The sequence below is a fragment of the Paenibacillus maysiensis genome (genome assembly GCF_000520815.1).
GTDB lineage: Bacteria > Bacillota > Bacilli > Paenibacillales > Paenibacillaceae > Paenibacillus > Paenibacillus maysiensis.
The window spans coordinates 1-19,274 of record NZ_ASRY01000002.1; the positions used below are offsets into that span (position 1 = coordinate 1).

General features: G+C 40.5%; 15 protein-coding genes and 2 pseudogenes. 12 read left to right on the forward strand and 5 right to left on the reverse strand.

The window, feature by feature from the left end:
* Positions 1–82 precede the first annotated feature (82 nt).
* Positions 83–427 (reverse strand): helix-turn-helix domain-containing protein, encoded by a 345-nt coding sequence (locus L696_RS0100080; protein WP_025681828.1) that lies wholly within the window; start codon positions 425–427, stop codon positions 83–85.
* Between the two features lie 192 nt (positions 428–619).
* On the opposite strand from L696_RS0100080, the pseudogene L696_RS0100085 reads away from it, so the two are divergent.
* The 3 genes and pseudogenes from L696_RS0100085 (at position 620) to L696_RS0100095 (ending at position 4,820) form a co-directional block, all read left to right on the forward strand.
* Positions 620–1,473, forward strand: a pseudogene (locus tag L696_RS0100085) (DNA-binding protein).
* 162 nt (positions 1,474–1,635) lie between these two features.
* A complete protein-coding gene (gene rlmH, locus L696_RS0100090; RefSeq protein WP_013312768.1) occupies positions 1,636–2,115 on the forward strand; it encodes a 23S rRNA (pseudouridine(1915)-N(3))-methyltransferase RlmH in 480 nt (159 codons plus the stop codon).
* 233 nt (positions 2,116–2,348) lie between these two features.
* Positions 2,349–4,820: an HD domain-containing protein gene (locus tag L696_RS0100095; RefSeq protein WP_025681829.1), complete on the forward strand. Its 2,472-nt coding sequence runs from the start codon at positions 2,349–2,351 to the stop codon at positions 4,818–4,820.
* Positions 4,821–5,324: 504 nt separating this feature from the next.
* Here L696_RS0100095 and L696_RS0100100 read toward each other — a convergent pair.
* Positions 5,325–6,677, reverse strand: a complete 1,353-nt coding sequence (locus L696_RS0100100) for an MATE family efflux transporter (RefSeq protein WP_025681830.1) — start codon at positions 6,675–6,677, stop codon at positions 5,325–5,327.
* 138 nt (positions 6,678–6,815) lie between these two features.
* Between L696_RS0100100 and L696_RS0100105 the strand changes: the two genes are divergently transcribed.
* On the forward strand, positions 6,816–7,496 hold the full coding sequence (locus tag L696_RS0100105; protein WP_025681831.1) for a TetR/AcrR family transcriptional regulator: 681 nt from the start codon (positions 6,816–6,818) through the stop codon (positions 7,494–7,496).
* A 131-nt stretch (positions 7,497–7,627) separates the two neighbouring features.
* Here the strand turns inward: L696_RS0100105 and L696_RS30100 are convergent, their stop codons facing one another.
* Together L696_RS30100 and L696_RS0100110 are read right to left on the reverse strand one after the other, a co-directional pair.
* Positions 7,628–8,134 carry a hypothetical protein gene (locus L696_RS30100; protein WP_155985273.1) on the reverse strand — a complete coding sequence of 169 codons (507 nt, stop codon included), beginning with the start codon at positions 8,132–8,134 and terminating at the stop codon, positions 7,628–7,630.
* Between the two features lie 143 nt (positions 8,135–8,277).
* Positions 8,278–9,000 carry a hypothetical protein gene (locus L696_RS0100110; protein WP_155985274.1) on the reverse strand — a complete coding sequence of 241 codons (723 nt, stop codon included), beginning with the start codon at positions 8,998–9,000 and terminating at the stop codon, positions 8,278–8,280.
* Between the two features lie 400 nt (positions 9,001–9,400).
* Between L696_RS0100110 and L696_RS0100115 the strand changes: the two genes are divergently transcribed.
* Together L696_RS0100115 and L696_RS0100120 are read left to right on the forward strand one after the other, a co-directional pair.
* Positions 9,401–9,988: a sensor domain-containing protein gene (locus L696_RS0100115; protein ID WP_025681833.1), complete on the forward strand. Its 588-nt coding sequence runs from the start codon at positions 9,401–9,403 to the stop codon at positions 9,986–9,988.
* A gap of 100 nt (positions 9,989–10,088) precedes the next feature.
* Positions 10,089–11,888, forward strand: coding sequence for a helix-turn-helix transcriptional regulator (locus L696_RS0100120; protein ID WP_025681834.1), 1,800 nt, complete (start codon positions 10,089–10,091; stop codon positions 11,886–11,888).
* A 520-nt stretch (positions 11,889–12,408) separates the two neighbouring features.
* On the opposite strand, the gene L696_RS0100130 is transcribed toward L696_RS0100120, so the two are convergent.
* Entirely contained in the window at positions 12,409–14,403 is a 1,995-nt protein-coding gene (locus tag L696_RS0100130; RefSeq protein WP_025681836.1) for a serine hydrolase domain-containing protein, read from the reverse strand.
* A 264-nt stretch (positions 14,404–14,667) separates the two neighbouring features.
* On the opposite strand from L696_RS0100130, the gene L696_RS0100135 reads away from it, so the two are divergent.
* From L696_RS0100135 to L696_RS0100160, 6 genes and pseudogenes are all read left to right on the forward strand, one after another.
* Complete coding sequence (locus L696_RS0100135) at positions 14,668–14,913, forward strand: zinc-binding dehydrogenase (protein ID WP_025681837.1); 246 nt, start codon at positions 14,668–14,670, stop codon at positions 14,911–14,913.
* An 18-nt stretch (positions 14,914–14,931) separates the two neighbouring features.
* The gene (locus L696_RS0100140) at positions 14,932–15,342 is read left to right on the forward strand and encodes a MerR family transcriptional regulator (protein WP_025681838.1); all 411 of its coding nucleotides are present in this window, start codon (positions 14,932–14,934) and stop codon (positions 15,340–15,342) included.
* A gap of 553 nt (positions 15,343–15,895) precedes the next feature.
* Positions 15,896–16,426 (forward strand): annotated as a pseudogene (locus L696_RS0100145) (response regulator transcription factor); the annotation flags it as partial.
* Positions 16,427–16,637: 211 nt separating this feature from the next.
* The gene (locus L696_RS0100150) at positions 16,638–17,573 is read left to right on the forward strand and encodes a LytTR family transcriptional regulator DNA-binding domain-containing protein (protein ID WP_025681840.1); all 936 of its coding nucleotides are present in this window, start codon (positions 16,638–16,640) and stop codon (positions 17,571–17,573) included.
* Positions 17,574–17,711: 138 nt separating this feature from the next.
* Positions 17,712–18,557, forward strand: a complete 846-nt coding sequence (locus L696_RS0100155) for an ABC transporter ATP-binding protein (protein WP_025681841.1) — start codon at positions 17,712–17,714, stop codon at positions 18,555–18,557.
* Entirely contained in the window at positions 18,554–19,264 is a 711-nt protein-coding gene (locus tag L696_RS0100160) for an ABC transporter permease (protein ID WP_025681842.1), read from the forward strand. Before L696_RS0100155 ends, L696_RS0100160 begins: the two co-directional genes overlap by 4 nt.
* Positions 19,265–19,274 lie beyond the last annotated feature (10 nt).

The window sequence follows — 19,274 nt, forward strand, 5'->3', positions numbered from 1 at the left end:
ATTTTTTATAAAAAGATTTGAAGGGCACCTGTGCGGTGCTCTTTTTTTGGTTGTCATCAAGTTTTTCCGGGGCGGAATGGCCTTAATCGAACGCACGTGAAACTTCTTTACTAACTCGTCTGAGAATCCCGATTTGCTCTTCATTCAATCTGCTGGTCAATGCTACAAACTCATCTATCGCCTCTTGCCGAATAGTTTCGTCTTTAGTCATATGTTCTTTGGAAAACATTAATTCACTGATAGACACGTTTAAGGCAGTTAACACTTTCTCCAAGGTATCAATAGAAAAGTTTCTTTCACCACGCTCTACCGATCCGATATATGCATCATCCAATCCTGAAAGTTCCGCAAGTTGTTGCTGTGTTAATCCCTTAGCCTTCCGAATCGTTCTAATTCTTTCTCCAACCGAATTCCGTAATTTTGTCATATTAACCACCTCTCCTAAAGGTTAGGAGAGTATCGATGTAATTAGCAGAGACATAAAGGCGGTAAAATATATTGAAAAAACTGCGATTAAGTACTATATTAAATTTATTGTACTACTTATTTGGAGTTTCACAAAGGAATATATTAAGAGCGAGTGCTTTTTATTCTAGTCATTTTAAGGGAGGAACCCTCTTTGCGAACTTCTATCCTGAAATCACTCAAACCGGACATCATTGTTGAGATGTTAGAGATGGCTGTGGCTTTTGAGAATTGGAAAAAGGTGATGGAGACGGCGGATATTTTGTACCAATGTGTACAGCGTATCTGTGAAGAACGGCAGTATCATAAAGCAATGAAATTACCCATCCCGGATGTCAAGTTAGAGCGCCCGCTGGTATATTATTTTGGACTCAGTCACCTGATGTGTGGAATGGCTCACCAGAACCAGGGTGCATATGAGCAGGCAAGGGAGTGCATCTATAAGTATACTGAGCTGGGGTGGATGGAGGATTTAAAGGAAGAAGACAATCAGGTTGTTGAGGAATTCAGGTTTTTAGCCAAAACTAATTTATATGCAGTAGATATTTTGTCTGGAAATATAGAGCTTGTCGAGGAATATGTAGCCTTTTTGCAGGATAATCTAGAGGAAATATTACCGGGGCTGAATACCATATTACAGGCAGCGCTTATGTATCATTTGGATGTAGGAGATATTTTACATACGTTTGCAGAGCAGATTGATGAATTCGGGAGTTATGAAGACGCAGAGAACATATCTCTTACTATTATAGCTACTGCTATCATTTGGCTTTGTACTATCGGAAGTACGGTAGACCACAGGAAGCGGTAGGGCTTACTTTGCAGGCGATGCAACTAGCTGAACAGTCGGGTAATGATGGTCAATTTAAGAAATGTACAGCATTGTTTGAATCACTGCGTGAGTCAGCGACAGCGGGACGAATCAGTCAATATCGACAGATGCTAATGCAGTATCTTGATGAATACGAAACGGATAGGCATTTCATTGTGAAGAGCGTAAATGAATGATCCGCTATGATCTGAACAGGGAATATGCTCGTAACAGAGAGGAAATAGATAGGTAAGAGACGTTTCAGGTGCTAAAATAACTATGTTAAAGGTAATCTTTTTATGTTAGGGATCGTAAATGCGATTTTACATTATCATTCGACATAGATAGGGGTATGGAATTTGTTTATTCAACTTATAGGTGTGGGGAAGTTAAAAGAGAAATATTTGGTCATGGGAATTCAGGAATACGCTAAACGGCTGGGGCCATACATCAAGTTTCAAATGATCGAGGTAGCCGATGAAAAGGCTCCTGACACACTGAGCGAGGCGGAAGTCCGACAGGTCAAGGAGCGAGAGGGCGAGCGTATTCTTGCCCATGTGAAAAGTGAAGCACATGTCATTGTGCTCGCCATCGACGGCAAACTGTGGAGCTCGGAAGAACTCGCAGAGGAATTGGACAAGCTCGGCACCTACGGTACAAGCCATGTTGTCTTCGTCATTGGCGGCAGTCATGGTCTCTCTGACGAAGTCCTCCGCCGCGCCCAGCAGAAGCTGAGCTTCGGAAGGATGACTTTGCCGCATCAACTGATGCGATTGGTGCTGGTGGAACAGATTTATCGGGCGGTGAAGATTAATCGGGGGGAACCGTACCACAAGTAGGGCGAAACGATTTGTTAAGTGTAATAATTGTGTGCAGAGAGTTGTATGGAGTGAAGTACGAAGAATATCATTGCTGAGATGGGGTATTTATTGAACTAAGATAAATTTTTTTCTTTTTATGATACAATGAGAAAATATGGGGATTTTATGAAATGATTAAGTGAGTTTTATATGTGCTCTTAATAAGACTTTATACTTAAATAATTGTTTTCAAAGATAAAAGGGGTGGGAATATGGTACGAGAAACTTTATTGATGAAAGAATTAGAAAATCGAGGTTCCCGATTTTTTCACATTATATTAGATGTTTATAGTGATATAGAATCATTGTTAAACCACCGCATAGCTCAAGTTTTTCCTAGCTATACTCAACATGATGTTGGTCATTCAACTAGAATTATGGGACACATCTACAAACTTATTCCTAATATAAAGGAATTGAATGAATTAGAAATTTCAATATTGATTTTATCTGCCTTGCTGCATGATATTGGTATGGCTGCTTCAGATGAGGAAATTCATAAAATTAAAACAGAAGAAATTAATTATAAAGAAATTAAATATACATCGTTACTAAAAAAGTTCGATGGAAATGAAAATGAAGCCCTACAAGAATACATTAGAAAAGTTCATGCTGAGAGATCTTCAAATTTTATAATGGCAAACTTACAAAATAAGCTACTGATTCCTGAAATGCCAAATAAATCTTTTGCGGAAATAGTAGCGCAAATATGTAGAGCACATACTCAAGATATTTTTTGGGTTAAAAACAACTTACAAAGTGATTATATAATTGGTGATTTTAAACTTAAACCTCAATTTTATGCGCTTCTATTAAGATTGGGTGATATATTAGACTTTGATAGTTTGAGAACACCTTACAGGCTATACACTGCTATTAATCCTAAAGGTTACAGCAAAGAAGAATGGCAACAACACTTTATAATAGACAATTCTGACAAGATAACGGCTAATTCTATAGGTGAAAAGTCCATTTGTTTTTATGGAAAATGCAAAAATCCTAATATCTACAGAAAAGTTTTGCGTTACATTGATTGGATAAACCATGAGATAATAAATTCTATTGAAATTACTAAAGAGTTTGACCAATTCCATAGATTGAATATTTATCATAGTGTTAAAAATAACATTACTTCAGAAGGGTATTCATTTGTTGATTTAAGATTTGAAATGAATTATCAAAATACATTGGGATTGTTAATAGGTGAAAATCTATACGGAGATAAAAAATCCGGTTTGAGAGAGTTAATACAAAATTCTTTAGATGCATGTTTAATATTGAAAGAAATCAAGATGAGAAGCGAGGATACAAAATATGAAGATTATCAACCTAAAATTTACATTATTCTAGATGAAAAAAATAATATCGTTAAAATTAAGGACAATGGTAAAGGAATGAATATCTATGAACTGAAAAATCATTTTTTAACGGTAGGCTCCTCTTATTTTAATTCTGAAGAGTATTTACTGAGTGAATACAATTATAAGTCGATTGGAAAGTATGGAATCGGTTTTCTAACAGGATTTATGTTAAGCAATACTATAACCATTAGAACAAAAGGATATCGTGAAGATAAGTTACTTGAGGTCGATGTGCATAAAGATAATGAATACGTATCGATTAAAGAACTTAAGAAGCTTGACTTTAAAGGAACTGAAATAATTTTAGATTACACGGAATTCTTTAAAGTATTTAAGGATGATAAGGAAGTTTATAATTATATTAATGGAAACTTTATAGAAAATGAATGTAAGATTTATATCGACGCAAATGGAATCCTGTCAGAAGTAAAAACCGAAACTATGAAAACCGAAACAGTCATAGATTTATCGAGATATTTAAAAGAAATTGATGCGAAATTATATCTTTCTAAAACAGTAGAATCTCCTTTTATTAAATACTTGAATGAATTAAAATCAGGGAGAGTTGATTTTGCTTATAATGGAAAACAAGTGCATGATGCTACAAAAGAAAATGTACTAATTAAAGATTATATAAGCAACAATATAATGAACTATATTTCATTTATGGTTGTTAATGATTCTAATGATTTGGATGAATTAATAGAAATTGAGCAACATATCGACGATATCGAACAACATTACAGAGATAATTACCAAGATGGGGATATTGATATAGCAATCTCACCCAATTTAAAACTACCCAATTATAAAGGTGACCTTATAAAGGATAATGAAATTATATCAGGTTTGGAATTTGACGATCTAGATAAATTTGATGATTATTATCATGATAATTCTTCTGGTACGTATATATCAATATACAAGTTTAATTTCTTTGGGATAGATGGAGTAGATAAATATCTTCAAATATCAGCTAGAGGTGGAAGTATAGAAACATCGATATATGTAAGAAATGTTTTCGTCGAAGATAGTAATATAAGTGTGAAAAAATGTGCAATACTTAAATACTTAAATAAAGCGAAGCTATTTGTGAATATAATTAACAATAATATAGTTCCTGATCTATCTAGAACAAAATTATTATTTTCTGATAAAGAGTTAATCAGTAATTCAATTTATCAAGCATTATATTTATTTCTATTAGAAGATACAGCGGACGCAACAGAGAAATTAATTTTAAGGAATTATATTAAGCAATATCATAATTATCAGAATACCTTATTAAAGGACGAACATATTAATCAAATTAAACAGTTTTAATATACTTTGTTATTGATCTAGTGACAATGTACATTGTGGAAGCTTAAAGTAATCTTTCAATAAATCCATCTGAACATGATAATTATGAATCCTTTTAAGCCCCGAAATTTAATTTGAGTCTAGGTTTACTTAACGTAGTAAGCTGGATGCAGAATCAATAGAGGGGATTTTTTATGCAACGAAGACGATTCCAGAATGGAGTTTAAACAACAAATCATTGGAAAACCAAAGAGGTCGGGAATACTGCGCAAGTAGCAGGCTATAAATAAAAGAACTGGTATATTAAAAAGTCGATAACCTAATCTATGTTAGGCTCTCGACTTTTTAGTGTATTTATTTTACCCTATCAATAGATACGGTGAACCGTACCACAAGTAGGGTGAAATTGTTGGCTTTAGCCGCTCAAGGGCGCGGAAATGACAATAGCCTATTCCCCGTCCATGTATCTAAAGAAGGCAGGATCGGGAGTGCCCTTATCCGGCCTTCTTGGGTGTTATATGTTTTCTACTGTACTAACCTATCCAATTCTGGATGCAATTTGTTCCGCAAAACATACACCATGATGGCACCAACAAGGAATGCGACCGCATCCGCAATGACAAGCGACCAGACCACCCCGTGGAAGCCGTTCATTTGATTGGCGATAAACAACACAGGAATCAGAGTAATTCCTTGAATAATTGACATAATAAACGCGGCAGTTCCTTGCGCTGTTGCTTGGAAGATCCCGGTAAACAATGTGGTCATTCCTGTAATGAACAAGGATAGGAACGTCACATGTAGAATGTAGCTGCCCATTTCAATTAATTGCGAGTCATTTGTAAATAAACCAATTAAGTGGTCGGAAATCAAATAGACGACGATGCCGAATACGACTGCTAACGCCACAATCACTTTGATCGTAAATCCAATGGTATTCTTCATGCGTAATCTATTCGCTGTGAAAGAGAAGGCAATCAACGGCACGACTCCCTCGCATAAGCCCATCAGAATAAACTCAGGAAATTGCAATAAACGTGATGAAATTCCGTAAGCCGCTACGGCCTGATCCCCATATTCGACAAGAAAATGGTTAAAGATGAGCGACATTGCACCCAAAAAGATACTCATAATAAAGACGGGAACTCCGATTTTGAATACATTGCTCAGAATGTCCTTGGTAGCCTTGAACCATTTTACGGAGACAGTTAAGAATTGGCTCTTATATCCCATATGGAAGGCGTAGAATGCACTCGCAATCAAGTTAGAAATGACCGTAGCAGACGCAACGCCGATCACGTCCCAATGGAGCACGAAGATGACTAACGCGTCGAGAATAATATTTATAACAACACTGAGAATCATACCGATCATCGACGTGATTGCTGCACCCTCCGAACGCACGATATTCTCCAGCGTGAAGAATAATACGACGAATGGTGAGCCAATAAGCATAATCGTGACATAGTCCTTCGTGAATCCGAAGGAGTCAGACGTTGCCCCCAGGCTATGAACGATTGGATTGATCAACGGGAGACCCATGGCCATCACGATAAGACCGAGAACTAAACTGCTGTAAAAGGCGAATGAAGACACATGCTTTACATCATCATATTTTTTCTCTCCTAGCAAACGGGAGACGAATGTACCGCTGCCCATGCCAATCAAGTTGCCTAGCGCCATTATGATTGCGAATAACGGCAGGGTTAGTGCGAGTGCGGTTAACATAGCAGTATTGTGAAGTGTACCAAGGAAATAGGCATTTAAGATGGAATATATAACATTCATTGACGTGCCTAGCATCATCGGTACAGCGAAGTGAGCTACGGCTTTTGCGACCGGTGCTTTTTCAAAGTAATAGAGGTTTTCTGCATCCATGTTGGATCACCGCTTTCTTCATTATTTTAGTTATTAGTCTAACACCGTTAGATTGAACCTTACAGTGTTAGATGATATCATGAACCTATGAACCTGTAAAGCATAAACTTACACTGTTAGATAAAAGGGCGGATGACAATGAAAAAGCAGCAGCCTCAGATTTCGGAGGATAAGATTTTGGAAACCTCGTGGGAGCTTCTTGGAGAGGAGGGCATCGAGAAATTCAGCATGAGACGATTGGCCGACAGGTTAGGGATTCAGGCTCCCTCTCTGTACTGGTACTTCAAGAGCAAACAGCATCTCTACCAGCGTCTGGCCAACCAGGTATCGAGAATGATTCTGGAGGAGTTCCATTCCGAGGGGGACTGGAAGGAGCAACTGACGGTGCTTGCGGTAACGGTACGGAGCGTGCTCAGCCGATATCCCTGCTCCACGCAGCTCATGATGATGACGCTGCCCCACGAACCGGACATCATCCGGTTCACCAACCGTATGCTGCTCTGCGTGGAATCGACGCCGCTTGAGCAAGAGCAGAAAATGCAAGTGGTTACTACGCTTGTGAACTATGTCTTCTATTTCGTTCTAGACGATTATCAGCATGAGCGCAATGTCTCCGCCATCCTTAAGAACCAGGAAGCGCATCCGGGTGAGGAGATGATTCGCCTTCTGAACTCCATGAGCGAGACGGATGCGGGACTGTTTCGGAGGATGTTCACGAACGGGCTGTTCGATCTGATGGGGACCGACGGGGCGTTCGAGTTCGGCTTGAAGCTGATTCTGTTGGGGATTGAGCAGGTGATAAAGGAGCAGGAGAAGTAGCGTTAGGTTAATTAATTGCAGCTGTCACGACGCGACAGCTCCCTTTTTATTTTTCGCCGATAGCCCCGTTACGGTGAACCTTATCATAAGTAGGGCGAAATTTTTGTTAGCAAACTAAAGGTTTTTCAAAATTATGGTTTGCATATTATATGTGCCTGAATACCCAATTCTTTACACATAGATATAAATGAGGATAGCAGCCAGAATAACTGAATAACTTGAGAACGAGTAGAAATTTTGTTTTTTAGTTTATTTAACTCTTCAGTTAACTCAGCTTTTGATAAATAATTTACGACAAGGTATATATGATTTAAGGAATTTGGGTGATTTAATGCTTTTAAATAACATGAAGCACCATTTTCCACTGTATCCCCAATCCGCTTTAGAGCTATCTTTGTATCGTTGTAATATGATGACCATCTCATCTTTTTTGCATTTAACTGAGAAATATTAATATTCATATTTCCGATATTTTTCAAGGCTTGTCCGACAACTTCATGAAAGGCTGATGCTGACATCTGAGAGGTTGAGTATTTTGCATGGTAGAAAGAAATGCTTGTAGGATTTCTTACAGATATATAATCAGCAAATTCGTTACCAAGGTCATCACAAAATAAGTAATCCGAATCATACGCCAAATTAGTTTCTATAAAGTTAAATATGGAGTTAGAACTGAAAGAATTACTCTCTTTAGTGTAATCTTCTTTTTTACCCTTTTCGGATGTAACATTTTCTAGATCTTTGTATGCTTCAAATACTTCTAAAAATGAATCTAAATTTCCTAGAAGCCTAGTATCTTTAATAGACGCTTACTGGTATATATAACATCAACTTCGGTGAATGTAATGATAAAGTTTTGATTTCTGTTTATATAATCTAGCAAACTGATTTCTTGATCAGTGAATTTTAGAATGATTTTTTTGAGTCTGGGTGAACTAATTGTAATAGAACTAATATTTTTTTTTATAGTGATATTTTTATCATATGGGTTCTGAACATTATGAGTAATTTTTTTATCACTTATTTGTTTATTCTCTATAATGAAATAAGATTCAAATTTTTTTAAGACCTCCTGCAAATTTATATTTCTTCTACGATCTTTATTGTAACGATATTCAACTGATTCAAGAGAGTCAGTTTCAAGTTCAGTTAGAAGGTCATTAAAATGAAATAAAACACTAGAGGGGCGTAATAAAGGAAAAATTTCCCTGGTTTTTAAAGGTGTTGAGAAGCTATCAAGAAATGAATCAGCTAAAACAAAGTTTTGGATCTTATTAATAATTTCTTGTAACCAGCCAACATATTCATGGAACGTGACCTTTTTTCCTAGTTTATTAATGCGTGAGGTGTTAAGTGCTAGAGAAATACGGTTATCACTTTCCTTAATTCTTATATTTTTCAATACGTAGCGGCCTAAATAAGCAGCTGAAAAAGAGGCTCGAAGGTCATTAGCTTCAACGTTACGATTCCTGATAGCATTGTCGCTTATATCCATATTTGCCATGGAAAATTTCTCGAAATATGCTTTATCGCTTAAAAAGAGACGAGATATCGTTAAATAATCAACCTTAACGGAAGTAAAATATTCATGGGACAAGATGCATCTATGTTTATTCTTGATTCTCAAAAATAAAATTTTAGGCAGAAATCAGCTCTCCTTACCGGAAACCATGCTTTGTGTCTTCTCATGCATCGCAGAGGGATTGGATCAAAAGCCGCTTGACTCTGCAAAGACGATTACCATTACTATGCGATATTTAAAAAATGGCGAAGAAACAGTTGTTTTTCCTCATTAGGTTTGCAGACCGCTTTCGCCTTGTGTCATATGACATTATGGCACTGGCCGATTTGACATCAAGAGCCGTAGGATACGACTACTACTTGTAAAGGATGTGGGCTCTTTGATGACAAGAACCGTCGTCAGCTTTATTCAAAATGGCTATTTCCTACTGCTTACTTTCGCTACCGGATTGTTTTACTTTTGCTTTTATCTGGTCGCTCTTACATTAGGCTTGAGTCTTTCGTTTACCGTCGTGGGTGTTCCTCTGATTACTCGCATTTTGCGAACTACATACGCCTTCCTGCAATTTGAACGCATACAGACCAAGATCTATACGGATATTACCACAGAGCTTTACGTTAAACCAATAAACACCGATGCCTCTATCTGGCTTCAAGCAAGGAAGGAGCTGCTAAATCGGCGCAACTGGATTGCTATCGGCTGGCTGATGCTGAAGCTTCCGGTGGGGATTTTAAGCCTAATTAGTGCGGCCTTGCTTTATATAACTCCACTCGCGATGATTGCGACCCCGCTCCTCTTTCCGCTATTTAATTATTATTTTATGGGTGTACTTGTAGATACTGTGATAAAATCCGTATTGGTTTCGGCCTCAGGAGTCATATTCACTATGGTGAGCTACAGGCTTGCGAACAGCTTCACGCGCATGCTAGGAGGCTACACCCGTCTTATGATCAAGAGTGTGAACCGGTAGCCGGAATGTCCCGGTCTGGATTTAAAAGTATTGTTGGATGATGGTCTGCTCTATAATAGTTACGTAATGTCATACTGATAGTTCTTAGGGGTTGATGGTTTTGTTCGATATGGTAAAGCAGTGGTTCTGGTACGACTGGTTCATGCTTACGATCCGCCTGATTTGCAGTACTTCTCTCCTGCTCACTATCATAGAGCGGCAAGCTCATTTCACGCTGCCGCTTTGGGTTCTTGTGTTTTGGCAGCTTATTGCTTTTTCCGTTCCCTGGCTGTGCTTGCAGCTCAATTATAGATACTACCTGCTTACCGAGATTGTGATCCCGGGCGGGCTTTGCTTGTATTTAGCTTCATTTTTTCCAGAAGCCTACCTCACATTCCTATTGTATGCATTTTTAATTGCCGCTAACAGCAAACAAAGAACATATCTTTGGTCAGGTCCTTTATCAATATTGCTCCTACCCGCTATAATTAAGCTGCTTGCAGAGCAGAGTGATTTTTGGGTTATGACCATTCAATTCGGGACGGCTTATGCATTCGGATTTTCCTTCCATTTATTGATGGTCAATCATCGTCAAAGCGAAATTATACGCGAGCAAAATGCGGTGCTGGAGCAGTACTTGTCCCAAATCGAGCGCATCACGCTGGCCGAAGAGCGGAATCGGCTCTCCAAAGAGCTCCATGATACTGTCGGTCATGCGTACACTTCCCTCATTATGGGGTTGGAGACCTTGCGCCCTGAGCTAGAAACGGATACAGGAACGAAACGGCTCGATTCCCTATTGAACCTGGCCCGCCAGAATATGGATGAAGTGAGAGGCTATGTGCATCAAATCGAATCGCCGCATGAAGAACTCCCACTGCTTCAGTCTTTGCGGAAGCTGGCAGAGGAGTTTCAGGAGCATGCTAAGGTGTCGGTTCGTTTCCAGGCCTTCGGGGAGGAATACCCTGTAACGAAGCAAGCGAAGATAGCGCTGTATCGCTGCTTGCAAGAATCATTGACGAATGCCGTGCGTCATGGACACTCGACGGAGATTACGGTTTTGGTGCAATTCGAGCCTCAGCAGACGAGGCTGGAAATTCAAGATAACGGCCGCGGGATGGAACATGGACGGGATGGCTTCGGCTTGAACGCCATGAAAGAGCGAGCGATGAATTTGCAAGGTCATGTTGGCGTCTATACCCAACCGGGCGAAGGCACCCTCGTTACCTGCACCCTGCCACGACAAACGGAGCTTAAGGATGATGTCATCCGTCTGTTGGTCGTCGATGACCAGCCTTTTATCCGTGAAAGTCTGCGGACTCTTCTCGAGGAGCAGCAAGATTTGCAAGTCGTAGGGGTGGCAGAAGATGGCAAGCAAGCCATCGAGCTGTGCAGGCAGGTTCAGCCTCAGCTGGTGCTCATGGATTTGGACATGCCGAACCTGGACGGAATCTCCGCATCCCGTATCATAAAACAAACGTGGCCCCACATCCGCATCTTAGTTCTCACCACGTTCGAAGATACTGGACAGGCTCTGGAAGCGCTGCGAAGCGGAGCGGACGGATACTTATTGAAGTCGATGAAGCCGATAGAGCTCGCCGAAACAATACGCACGGTCTATCGCGGAGGCACGCTGATCGATCAGGAGATGTCGCACAAATTGTTTGCACAGCTGGAATCCGCCAAGAGCGGGGAAGATCCGTCGACAACTCAAGTGGCCGCGACCTATGATTTAACTCCACGGGAGCTTGAAATTTTACAGTCCGTGTCGAAAGGACTGCGATATAAAACCATTGCCTCCAAATTGTATTTATCTGATGGTACGGTTAGAAACTATGCGTCATCGGTCTATCTGAAGCTGGGGGTTCGCAACCGGGAGGAAGCGGTGCAAAAAGCCCGGGAGGCAGGGCTTCTGGAATAAACCTTACGGCTCGATGCCGATTTCCGTTGGATATGGAGAAAACCAAGAAAACCCCCAGTTTGATCGGGGGTTCAGGAAACCTTATATAAAGTACCATTATAGGAATTGGCAATTTTGGTGTAGAGGCTACAATGTGGATACCGTAGGGCGAAACAAGACAGTGATTGCCGAATACATTCGAAATCAACTAACCGAGGACAAGAACTACGAACTACTCACGATGAAAGAACTGTTTGACTCGTTTACGCGTAAGTTGATACAAAAGGGCATATAAAATCCCCTTTATGGGGGAAGCCTGAGACCAATCGCGGTTGGCAGACTTTCGGTACGCCTCCTTAGGTGCCTGCTAGTACCGTGCCCTTATCGGTTAGCTTTTGCTTGCCCATAACATCCTCAAATGGGCGAGATGAACCAAAAAGCGCGAGTCATGGGGAAATCCCCCCTGCACTCGCGCTTTTTTTCGTTAATCCTGAAGTAAGCACTGTCCCTTACGGTAGAAAATCTACTTAATCCTTTTGAATTAGTGACTGATTGGCAACGTATAGTAATTAAATGCTTGATCCAACAAGGCACTGGCTTCTTGACGCTTCAAAAGCTGTTTGGAGCGGAAGTTTATGGAGCCGTCTGAATTGATCTTGATATCCGGGTCCACGATACCTTGGGAAACAAGAGCTGTGATGGCTTTAACTGCCCAAGCATCCGTTTCGCCACTCAATTTAACCTTAGTTCCAGGCTCAACCTGTTTCAGGTTCTGGATCATTACCGCCGCCATTTGTCTAGTAATAGGAGAATTAGGCTGATAATTACGTAGTCCGGCCATCATCTGCTTCTTATTCGGTTCAATCATGAAAGGTTGTTTATACCACCCGTGGGCGCGCAGCAGCACTTCTGAGAATTCTTCCTGAGTCATCGTTCCTTTCGGATCGAAGAGGTTGGCTGACTTTCCGCTCATGACTTTCAAAGCATTAAGGTTGTTTATATATGAAATATATTTACTATCCGCAGGTACATCAGAGAATGGTGAATCAATGTTTATTTTTTGCGCATAAGCAACGAGGTCTGGGAGCTGCATGTAATACAAATATGCAATATGGCCTGCTTCATTTTTATTAAACGTCAATTTATTACCTGATTCATCTTCAAATAATAAAGGGTGGATCATTTTTAGTGTATGTTTGCCTGATGTTCCTGTCTCCAATATTAATTTCCCGTCCGAATACGAAACCTTCGTCCTTAAGGCAGCGATACGCGTGTTTTGGTATAATCCCACGTAGCCTTGGGCCTGCTGCTCACTTATTGTCGCGTAGGTTGACTTTGGAACTTCTGCTTTTCTCGGATAATAATGATTCATAAATTCTTCATACACGTCAAGACTCATCATGGAGTCGTTATTGTAGGACATATACATCGCTGTGTTCTTCTCAGGCAGAATAACAATCAAGGAAGAATGCCCTGTAACATTTCCTCCTTTTAGAATCACATGCTGATTATTCATCTTCTCTTTGAAGTAGCCTTCGAATCCAATTGTTGTAACCGGGAACTCCTTGTCAGGAAATAATTGGTATGTGTGCATTTGCTCTATGCTCTTTTGACTCACCACTTCTTTACCTTTGTACTTTCCTTTGTTCAGGTGCATAATGAGGTACTTCGCCATGTCATCTGCTGTTGAAACCATACCGCCTTCAGGTTTTTCCGTTGGTTTAAACCCGTCCAAGGGTATCAGTTCGCCTGTTGGTCCATAGTGAGCAGCCATTCTGCTTAACAATTGGGGGGTAAACCGCACACTCGTCGAAGTCATGCCTAACGGTTTGAAAATATTCTTTTCCATATATCGGGAATATGACATGCCCGTTACGTTTGCTACTGCATATCCCGCTAGCATGAAACCAAAATTGTCATAAGTGTACGCTTCTCCTGGAGGCCTGACAACAGTTGGCATATTTGATGCAATGTACTTCTTCATTGGAAAATATTTGTCCGCGTATTCTGGATGCATTTCCATGAGAATATCTGGTTCATCAAATCCACTTGAATATGTAAGTAGATCAAACATCGTCAGTTTTTTTCCTGTTTTATTCGGAACCTTTATTCCTCCTAAATACTCTTGGATATCGTGTTTTAAATCCATTTTCCCCTTATCGACCAACTGCATAGCTGCCAATGCAGTGAATGACTTTGTAACAGAGCCGATTTGGAAAACGGTATTTTTATCAACAGGAATTCTTTTTTCCCTGTCGGCATAACCGTAACCTTTGCTTAGCATCACTTTCCCACCTGCGACGACCACAAAATTAGAACCAACTGTATTAAACTTCTTCATCTTGTCCGCAAAAACACCATCTGCAAAAGCTTCTAGTTCCTTGGCATCTCGCGGCCCCTCCAAGCTAGCCTTTTCAGATGTAACTGGTGCGTTAACGGGTGCGGCAACTGACGCGCCGTTGGGTGCCATACACGCGGTAGTTATCGTAGCAGATAATAGTAGAACCGCGAGACTGGTGTGAAACATTTTTTTCATGAATGATTTCTCCTTGAAATGTATTTTTGCCTTATAGCGTCCGGCAAAACCAAGTATGGCAAAGGACTTGTCATACCAACAAGTTACATTTCGTCACCCACCATACCAAGTCACTCCAAAGTGTCATATGACAATTAGGCTTCTTACAAGACATCATTATACAAATTCGATTTTTAAGGGAATAGAAGGGGCTTACTCAAGAGGCTCTTTCAGAGAAAGCGGAAATTCACTACAGTTACATATCAGAAATGGAACTAATGCCCAGTGTTCAATGGTAATATCGTTTTTGCGTGTGTCCATTTGATTGCATACCTTTACAACATTACATCTTTAAGAAAAGAACAGCCGGAATGGTTTAGAGAGGATTTAGGTACCCTCTTCACATGGTTGGAGCAGGGGAAAATCAATCCGCTTGTTTCCTATCGAATTCCGCTTCTTGAAGCGGTACATGCTCAGCAGTTATTAGAGAAGTCGCAAGCTGTCGGCAAAGTGGTTCTCACTGTATCATAAAGGGAGGCTGACAAGTCTATGTACTCCATTGGAGAAATCGCTAAATTAACGGGTATTACAGCCTTTACCCTTCGATATTATGAAAAAATAGGCGTTCTCCCCAAGCCTCGCCGTCAAGATGGAAAACGAAGTTATGATGAACAGGATCTACAATATGTCCGGTTTATTCATGGATTAAAGGAGACGGGGATGAGTTTGGAGAACATCGCGGCTTTTACCGAGGATGGCTGCCTACTAACCCATAACGATTCGGACATGGACATTTGCGAAATTTTATACAAGAGGATCAACATGCTGGATAAGCATATTGACCTATTGGAGCAGCAAATGAAGCGGCTGGAATCGGTAAAGGCGATTGCGCATGAAAAAAGCGCGTTTTATTCCGCTATGCTGAAAGGGCGGACATCGAAGAGGGTACAGGATATATAAAATCGAATATAATCTGATAACAAATGGGCATCCGCTGGATGCCCTCTTTGATGAATTGAGAAAAAACTTGCTGTTTCAAAAAAATGAGGAGAAGCGTATCATAAATAAAGGAAAGTTTTGTATAAAAGATTAGGAGATTCCAAACCATCGCACAAAAATCCGTTTCGGAGAACATCAGGAGGCGAAGATTGACCCATGCAGCGTACGAATTGTTTACCGATATCTTTACGGAATGAAAAGCAAGAAAGAAAGAATTATTGATGAAAGGGAATATGAAATTAAACAACGGGTATGCGAGATGCCGAGAAGTGAAGATAGCCGGCAATTCCCTGGAAATTATATGGAGAAGCTGACCAATCGCCTGAAACCCGTGAACTGTGAGACATCTTGTACAAAGTAAAGGGGCATCCCGCAAAGAATGGTCTTAAAACTTGCGTTACAAACAGCGCGGTGAACCCTACCATAAGTAACGGTGAACCTGCCCAGAAAATCTGTTATAATATCGAAGCTAAGATGAGGAGTGAGTTTACTCTAACGTAAGCATGATCTGCATATGAAAATTTTATTAGTCGAAGATGATAAGACGATCGCGTCGGGACTGGAATATTCGCTGCAGCAAGATGGTTATCGGGCCGTTCTCTGTCATGATGTCGCTTCAGCCAAAAAGGTGCTCGCCGAAGACATCGATCAGTTCACTTTATGCTCGTTCGATTTACAGCTTCCGGACGGAAACGGCTATGAATTGTGCAAGATGGTGAAGGAGCGGCGAGACATTCCGGTCAACTTCTTAACGGTGATCGATGATGAGGTCAATGTCGTGATGGGACTCGACATGGGAGCCGATGATTACATTACCAAACCTTTTCGGGTTCGTGAGCTTCTTTCCCGGATCAAGTCCGTCTTGCGGAGATACCAGAAGCCGTCCCACGCTGGAGCGATCATCGACATCGACAATGTTCGAATCCACACGCTGGAAGGCAAAGTGCATAAAAACGGTGCCGAAATTCCGCTAACTGCCTTGGAATATCGCTTGTTGCTGATCTTCGGCAACCACATTGGACAGGTCCTCACAATGAATCGATTGTTTATTCTGGCGCGAAAGTAAGAAAGGAAAATATTATTGATGCATTAAAGCAAGAGAAATTATGATAGCCATCGGCCCTGACTTGGTTGAAGTCAGGGCCCGCTTCGTTCTGGGGAGCCTAAACGGCCACATTGTTGATATCTATGACAAAAAAGTATCCCAACATTATAATTGTTATATATCCTACAGCGGCACTGATCAGGAGGACGGCATGCAATTTCAACCAATATATTATGATGGGGAATTATTTCTACCGAAGATTGAATTAAATATGACATCGAACCAATCGATTGGGATTATAACGGACTTGAAGCGAAAGCAGCTTTTAATGAATCAATTAAAGGATCATTCCCAATATTATTTATTTCGAGCTCAACAAAACGAGTATATGCGTTTGACGGTGGAAGAGCTGATCACTTTTCTAATCAATGTAACGGAGAGGAATGAACGCGTCGCTCCGTTAATGGATTATTTTGCTTTAAAAGAAGAACGGAAGGTAAAAATCAAGGATCTAAGCTCATCGAAAAGGATGTATGTGACATTGCTGCGTGTCTTTTTTGCGCATCAGCCTACAATTGTATTGGAGGAACCCTATTTTTACTTGGAAGAAGAAGATCGTCGTCATTTTAAACGGATTTTGGATGACCTTTTGAAAGAAAAGCAGATTTTAATTTTAACTTCGAACTTAGAGGATGCCATGATTTCTTGTGATGCCATTTATCGATTGAACGAGCTCGGATTTCATCCACTGGATATTCGGGACTCGGAAGAGGTTAAGCAGGAAGCGCAGGAACAAGATCGGGCCAATATAACCCTGCAGAAGATTTATACGAAAAGAAATGACAAAGTGATTTTATTTGATCCGCCTGAAGTCGATTACATAGAAAGTATGGATGGTTCGATCCTTGTACATGTAGGTGGAGAAAATTATGTCTGTGCTTTGACGCTAACCGAGCTCGAGCAGAGGTTGTTAAATTTCGGATTTTTTAGGTGCCACCGATCCTACATCGTTAATCTGCAAAAAGTAAGAGAGATTATTACATGGACGAAGAATAGCTACAGCTTGCGATTAAATACGGGTAAAGATGCCGTGGTTCCGTTATCCCGTTCAAAATTGCATGAATTAAAAGCACTTCTTAACATTTAATTTCCGGGGCAATATCGAACCAATCAAGCATTCCATGGTACCATTCAGGCGATAACAGCTACATTTCGGCGGGTTTTGATGGCTGGAAGCATGCAATCTTTATATGCTTAAGGCATCAACGCTAAGGAAGTGGTGTTCATGGATGTTATCCAAGTAGAACATATTCGAAAGAAATTTGGAAATAAGGATGCGTTATCGGACGTGTCCTTTTCCATTCCGAAAGGGGAAATTTTTGGGTTCCTGGGTCCGAGTGGTTCGGGAAAAACGACATTAATAAAGATTTTAACGGCGCAATTAAATCCGACAAGCGGACAGGCAAGTGTATTTAACCGGCCAGCGGAGATGATGCATCAGTCTGCTCAGAAAATGCGCTTTGGCATTTTGACGGATAACAGCGGTCTATATGAGAGATTAACGATTGAGGAAAATCTAGAGCTGTATCGCCAATTATATGACCTTCCTAAATCTTCGATCGATAAGGTGCTGCAGTTTGTGAACTTAAGCGGAGAGCGCAAAAAGAAAGTCAATCGCTTATCGAAAGGGATGCGCCAGCGTGTCTTGTTGGCATGCGCGGTTATCCATGAGCCAGAATTATTATTTTTGGATGAACCTACTTCGGCTTTAGATCCAGTAAACTCAGCACATATTTATAAAGGCTTACGCTACTTAAATGAGAAAGGGACAACGATTTTTTTAACTACGCATGATATGGCTGAGGCAGAATTGATATGTAACCGTGTAGCGATTTTGTATCAAGGACAAATCCAAACCATCGGCTCACCCAAGGAACTTAAAAAACAGCATCGAGAAAACGTAGTTAGTGTTGACTTAATCAATGGGGAGGCCTACCAGCTTCCGATTGATGAGGGAACGGCTGATCAAATAGCCGATTGGATGAAACGAGGGTTAATTGATCGAATAGAAACGAAAGAGCCAAGTCTAGGTGATATCTTTATTAAAATGACAGGAAGTGAGTTACTATGAGTATCTCATTAAAACGTGCTCGAGCGATATTTGTGAAGGATTACAAAGAGTTTTCACGCAATTATGCGGTCTCCTTTAGTGTGATTGTTCCAATTCTCTTCGCATTTCTTTTTCGAAGTGCAGGCCCGTCTTTGCCTGGAGCTATCGGTTTCCTCCTAAATACTTCGTTTGTGTTACTAACGTGTTTAGTACAAGCATGCTTGATTGCAGAAGAAAAGGAGCGTAACACTTTACGATCTTTAATGATGACTCCGGCCACGACCATGGATGTTTTAATCGGTAAAAGTACTTTAGTCTTTGTAGTGTCTGCTGTTGCTCTGGCTATTGCTACGTATATACTGGGCTATGAGCCAGCTAGTATATGGGCGTTTGTGGCAGCAATCATTCTTTCGATTATTCTATACACGGCAGCCGGGACGATATGTGGTTTATTCTCCAAGACGTTGCTTGAAGCATCACTATCTATAATGCCTGTGGCACTCGTATTCACTGGGGCACCATGGGGAGTGTTACTAGCGGATGATTTTCCGATCTTCAAAGTGCTGGAGTATGCACCAAGCGTCCAACTTGTGTATTTGCTAAATATACGAAATATAGGCTTTACGACGGAAGAGTTATTAAAACCCCTCCTCATTATTTTGGCATGGACGGTTGTATTAACGATTGTGTCTATTGTTTTGTATCAACGACGGTTAAAGGATGAGTAGGAAAAAAATA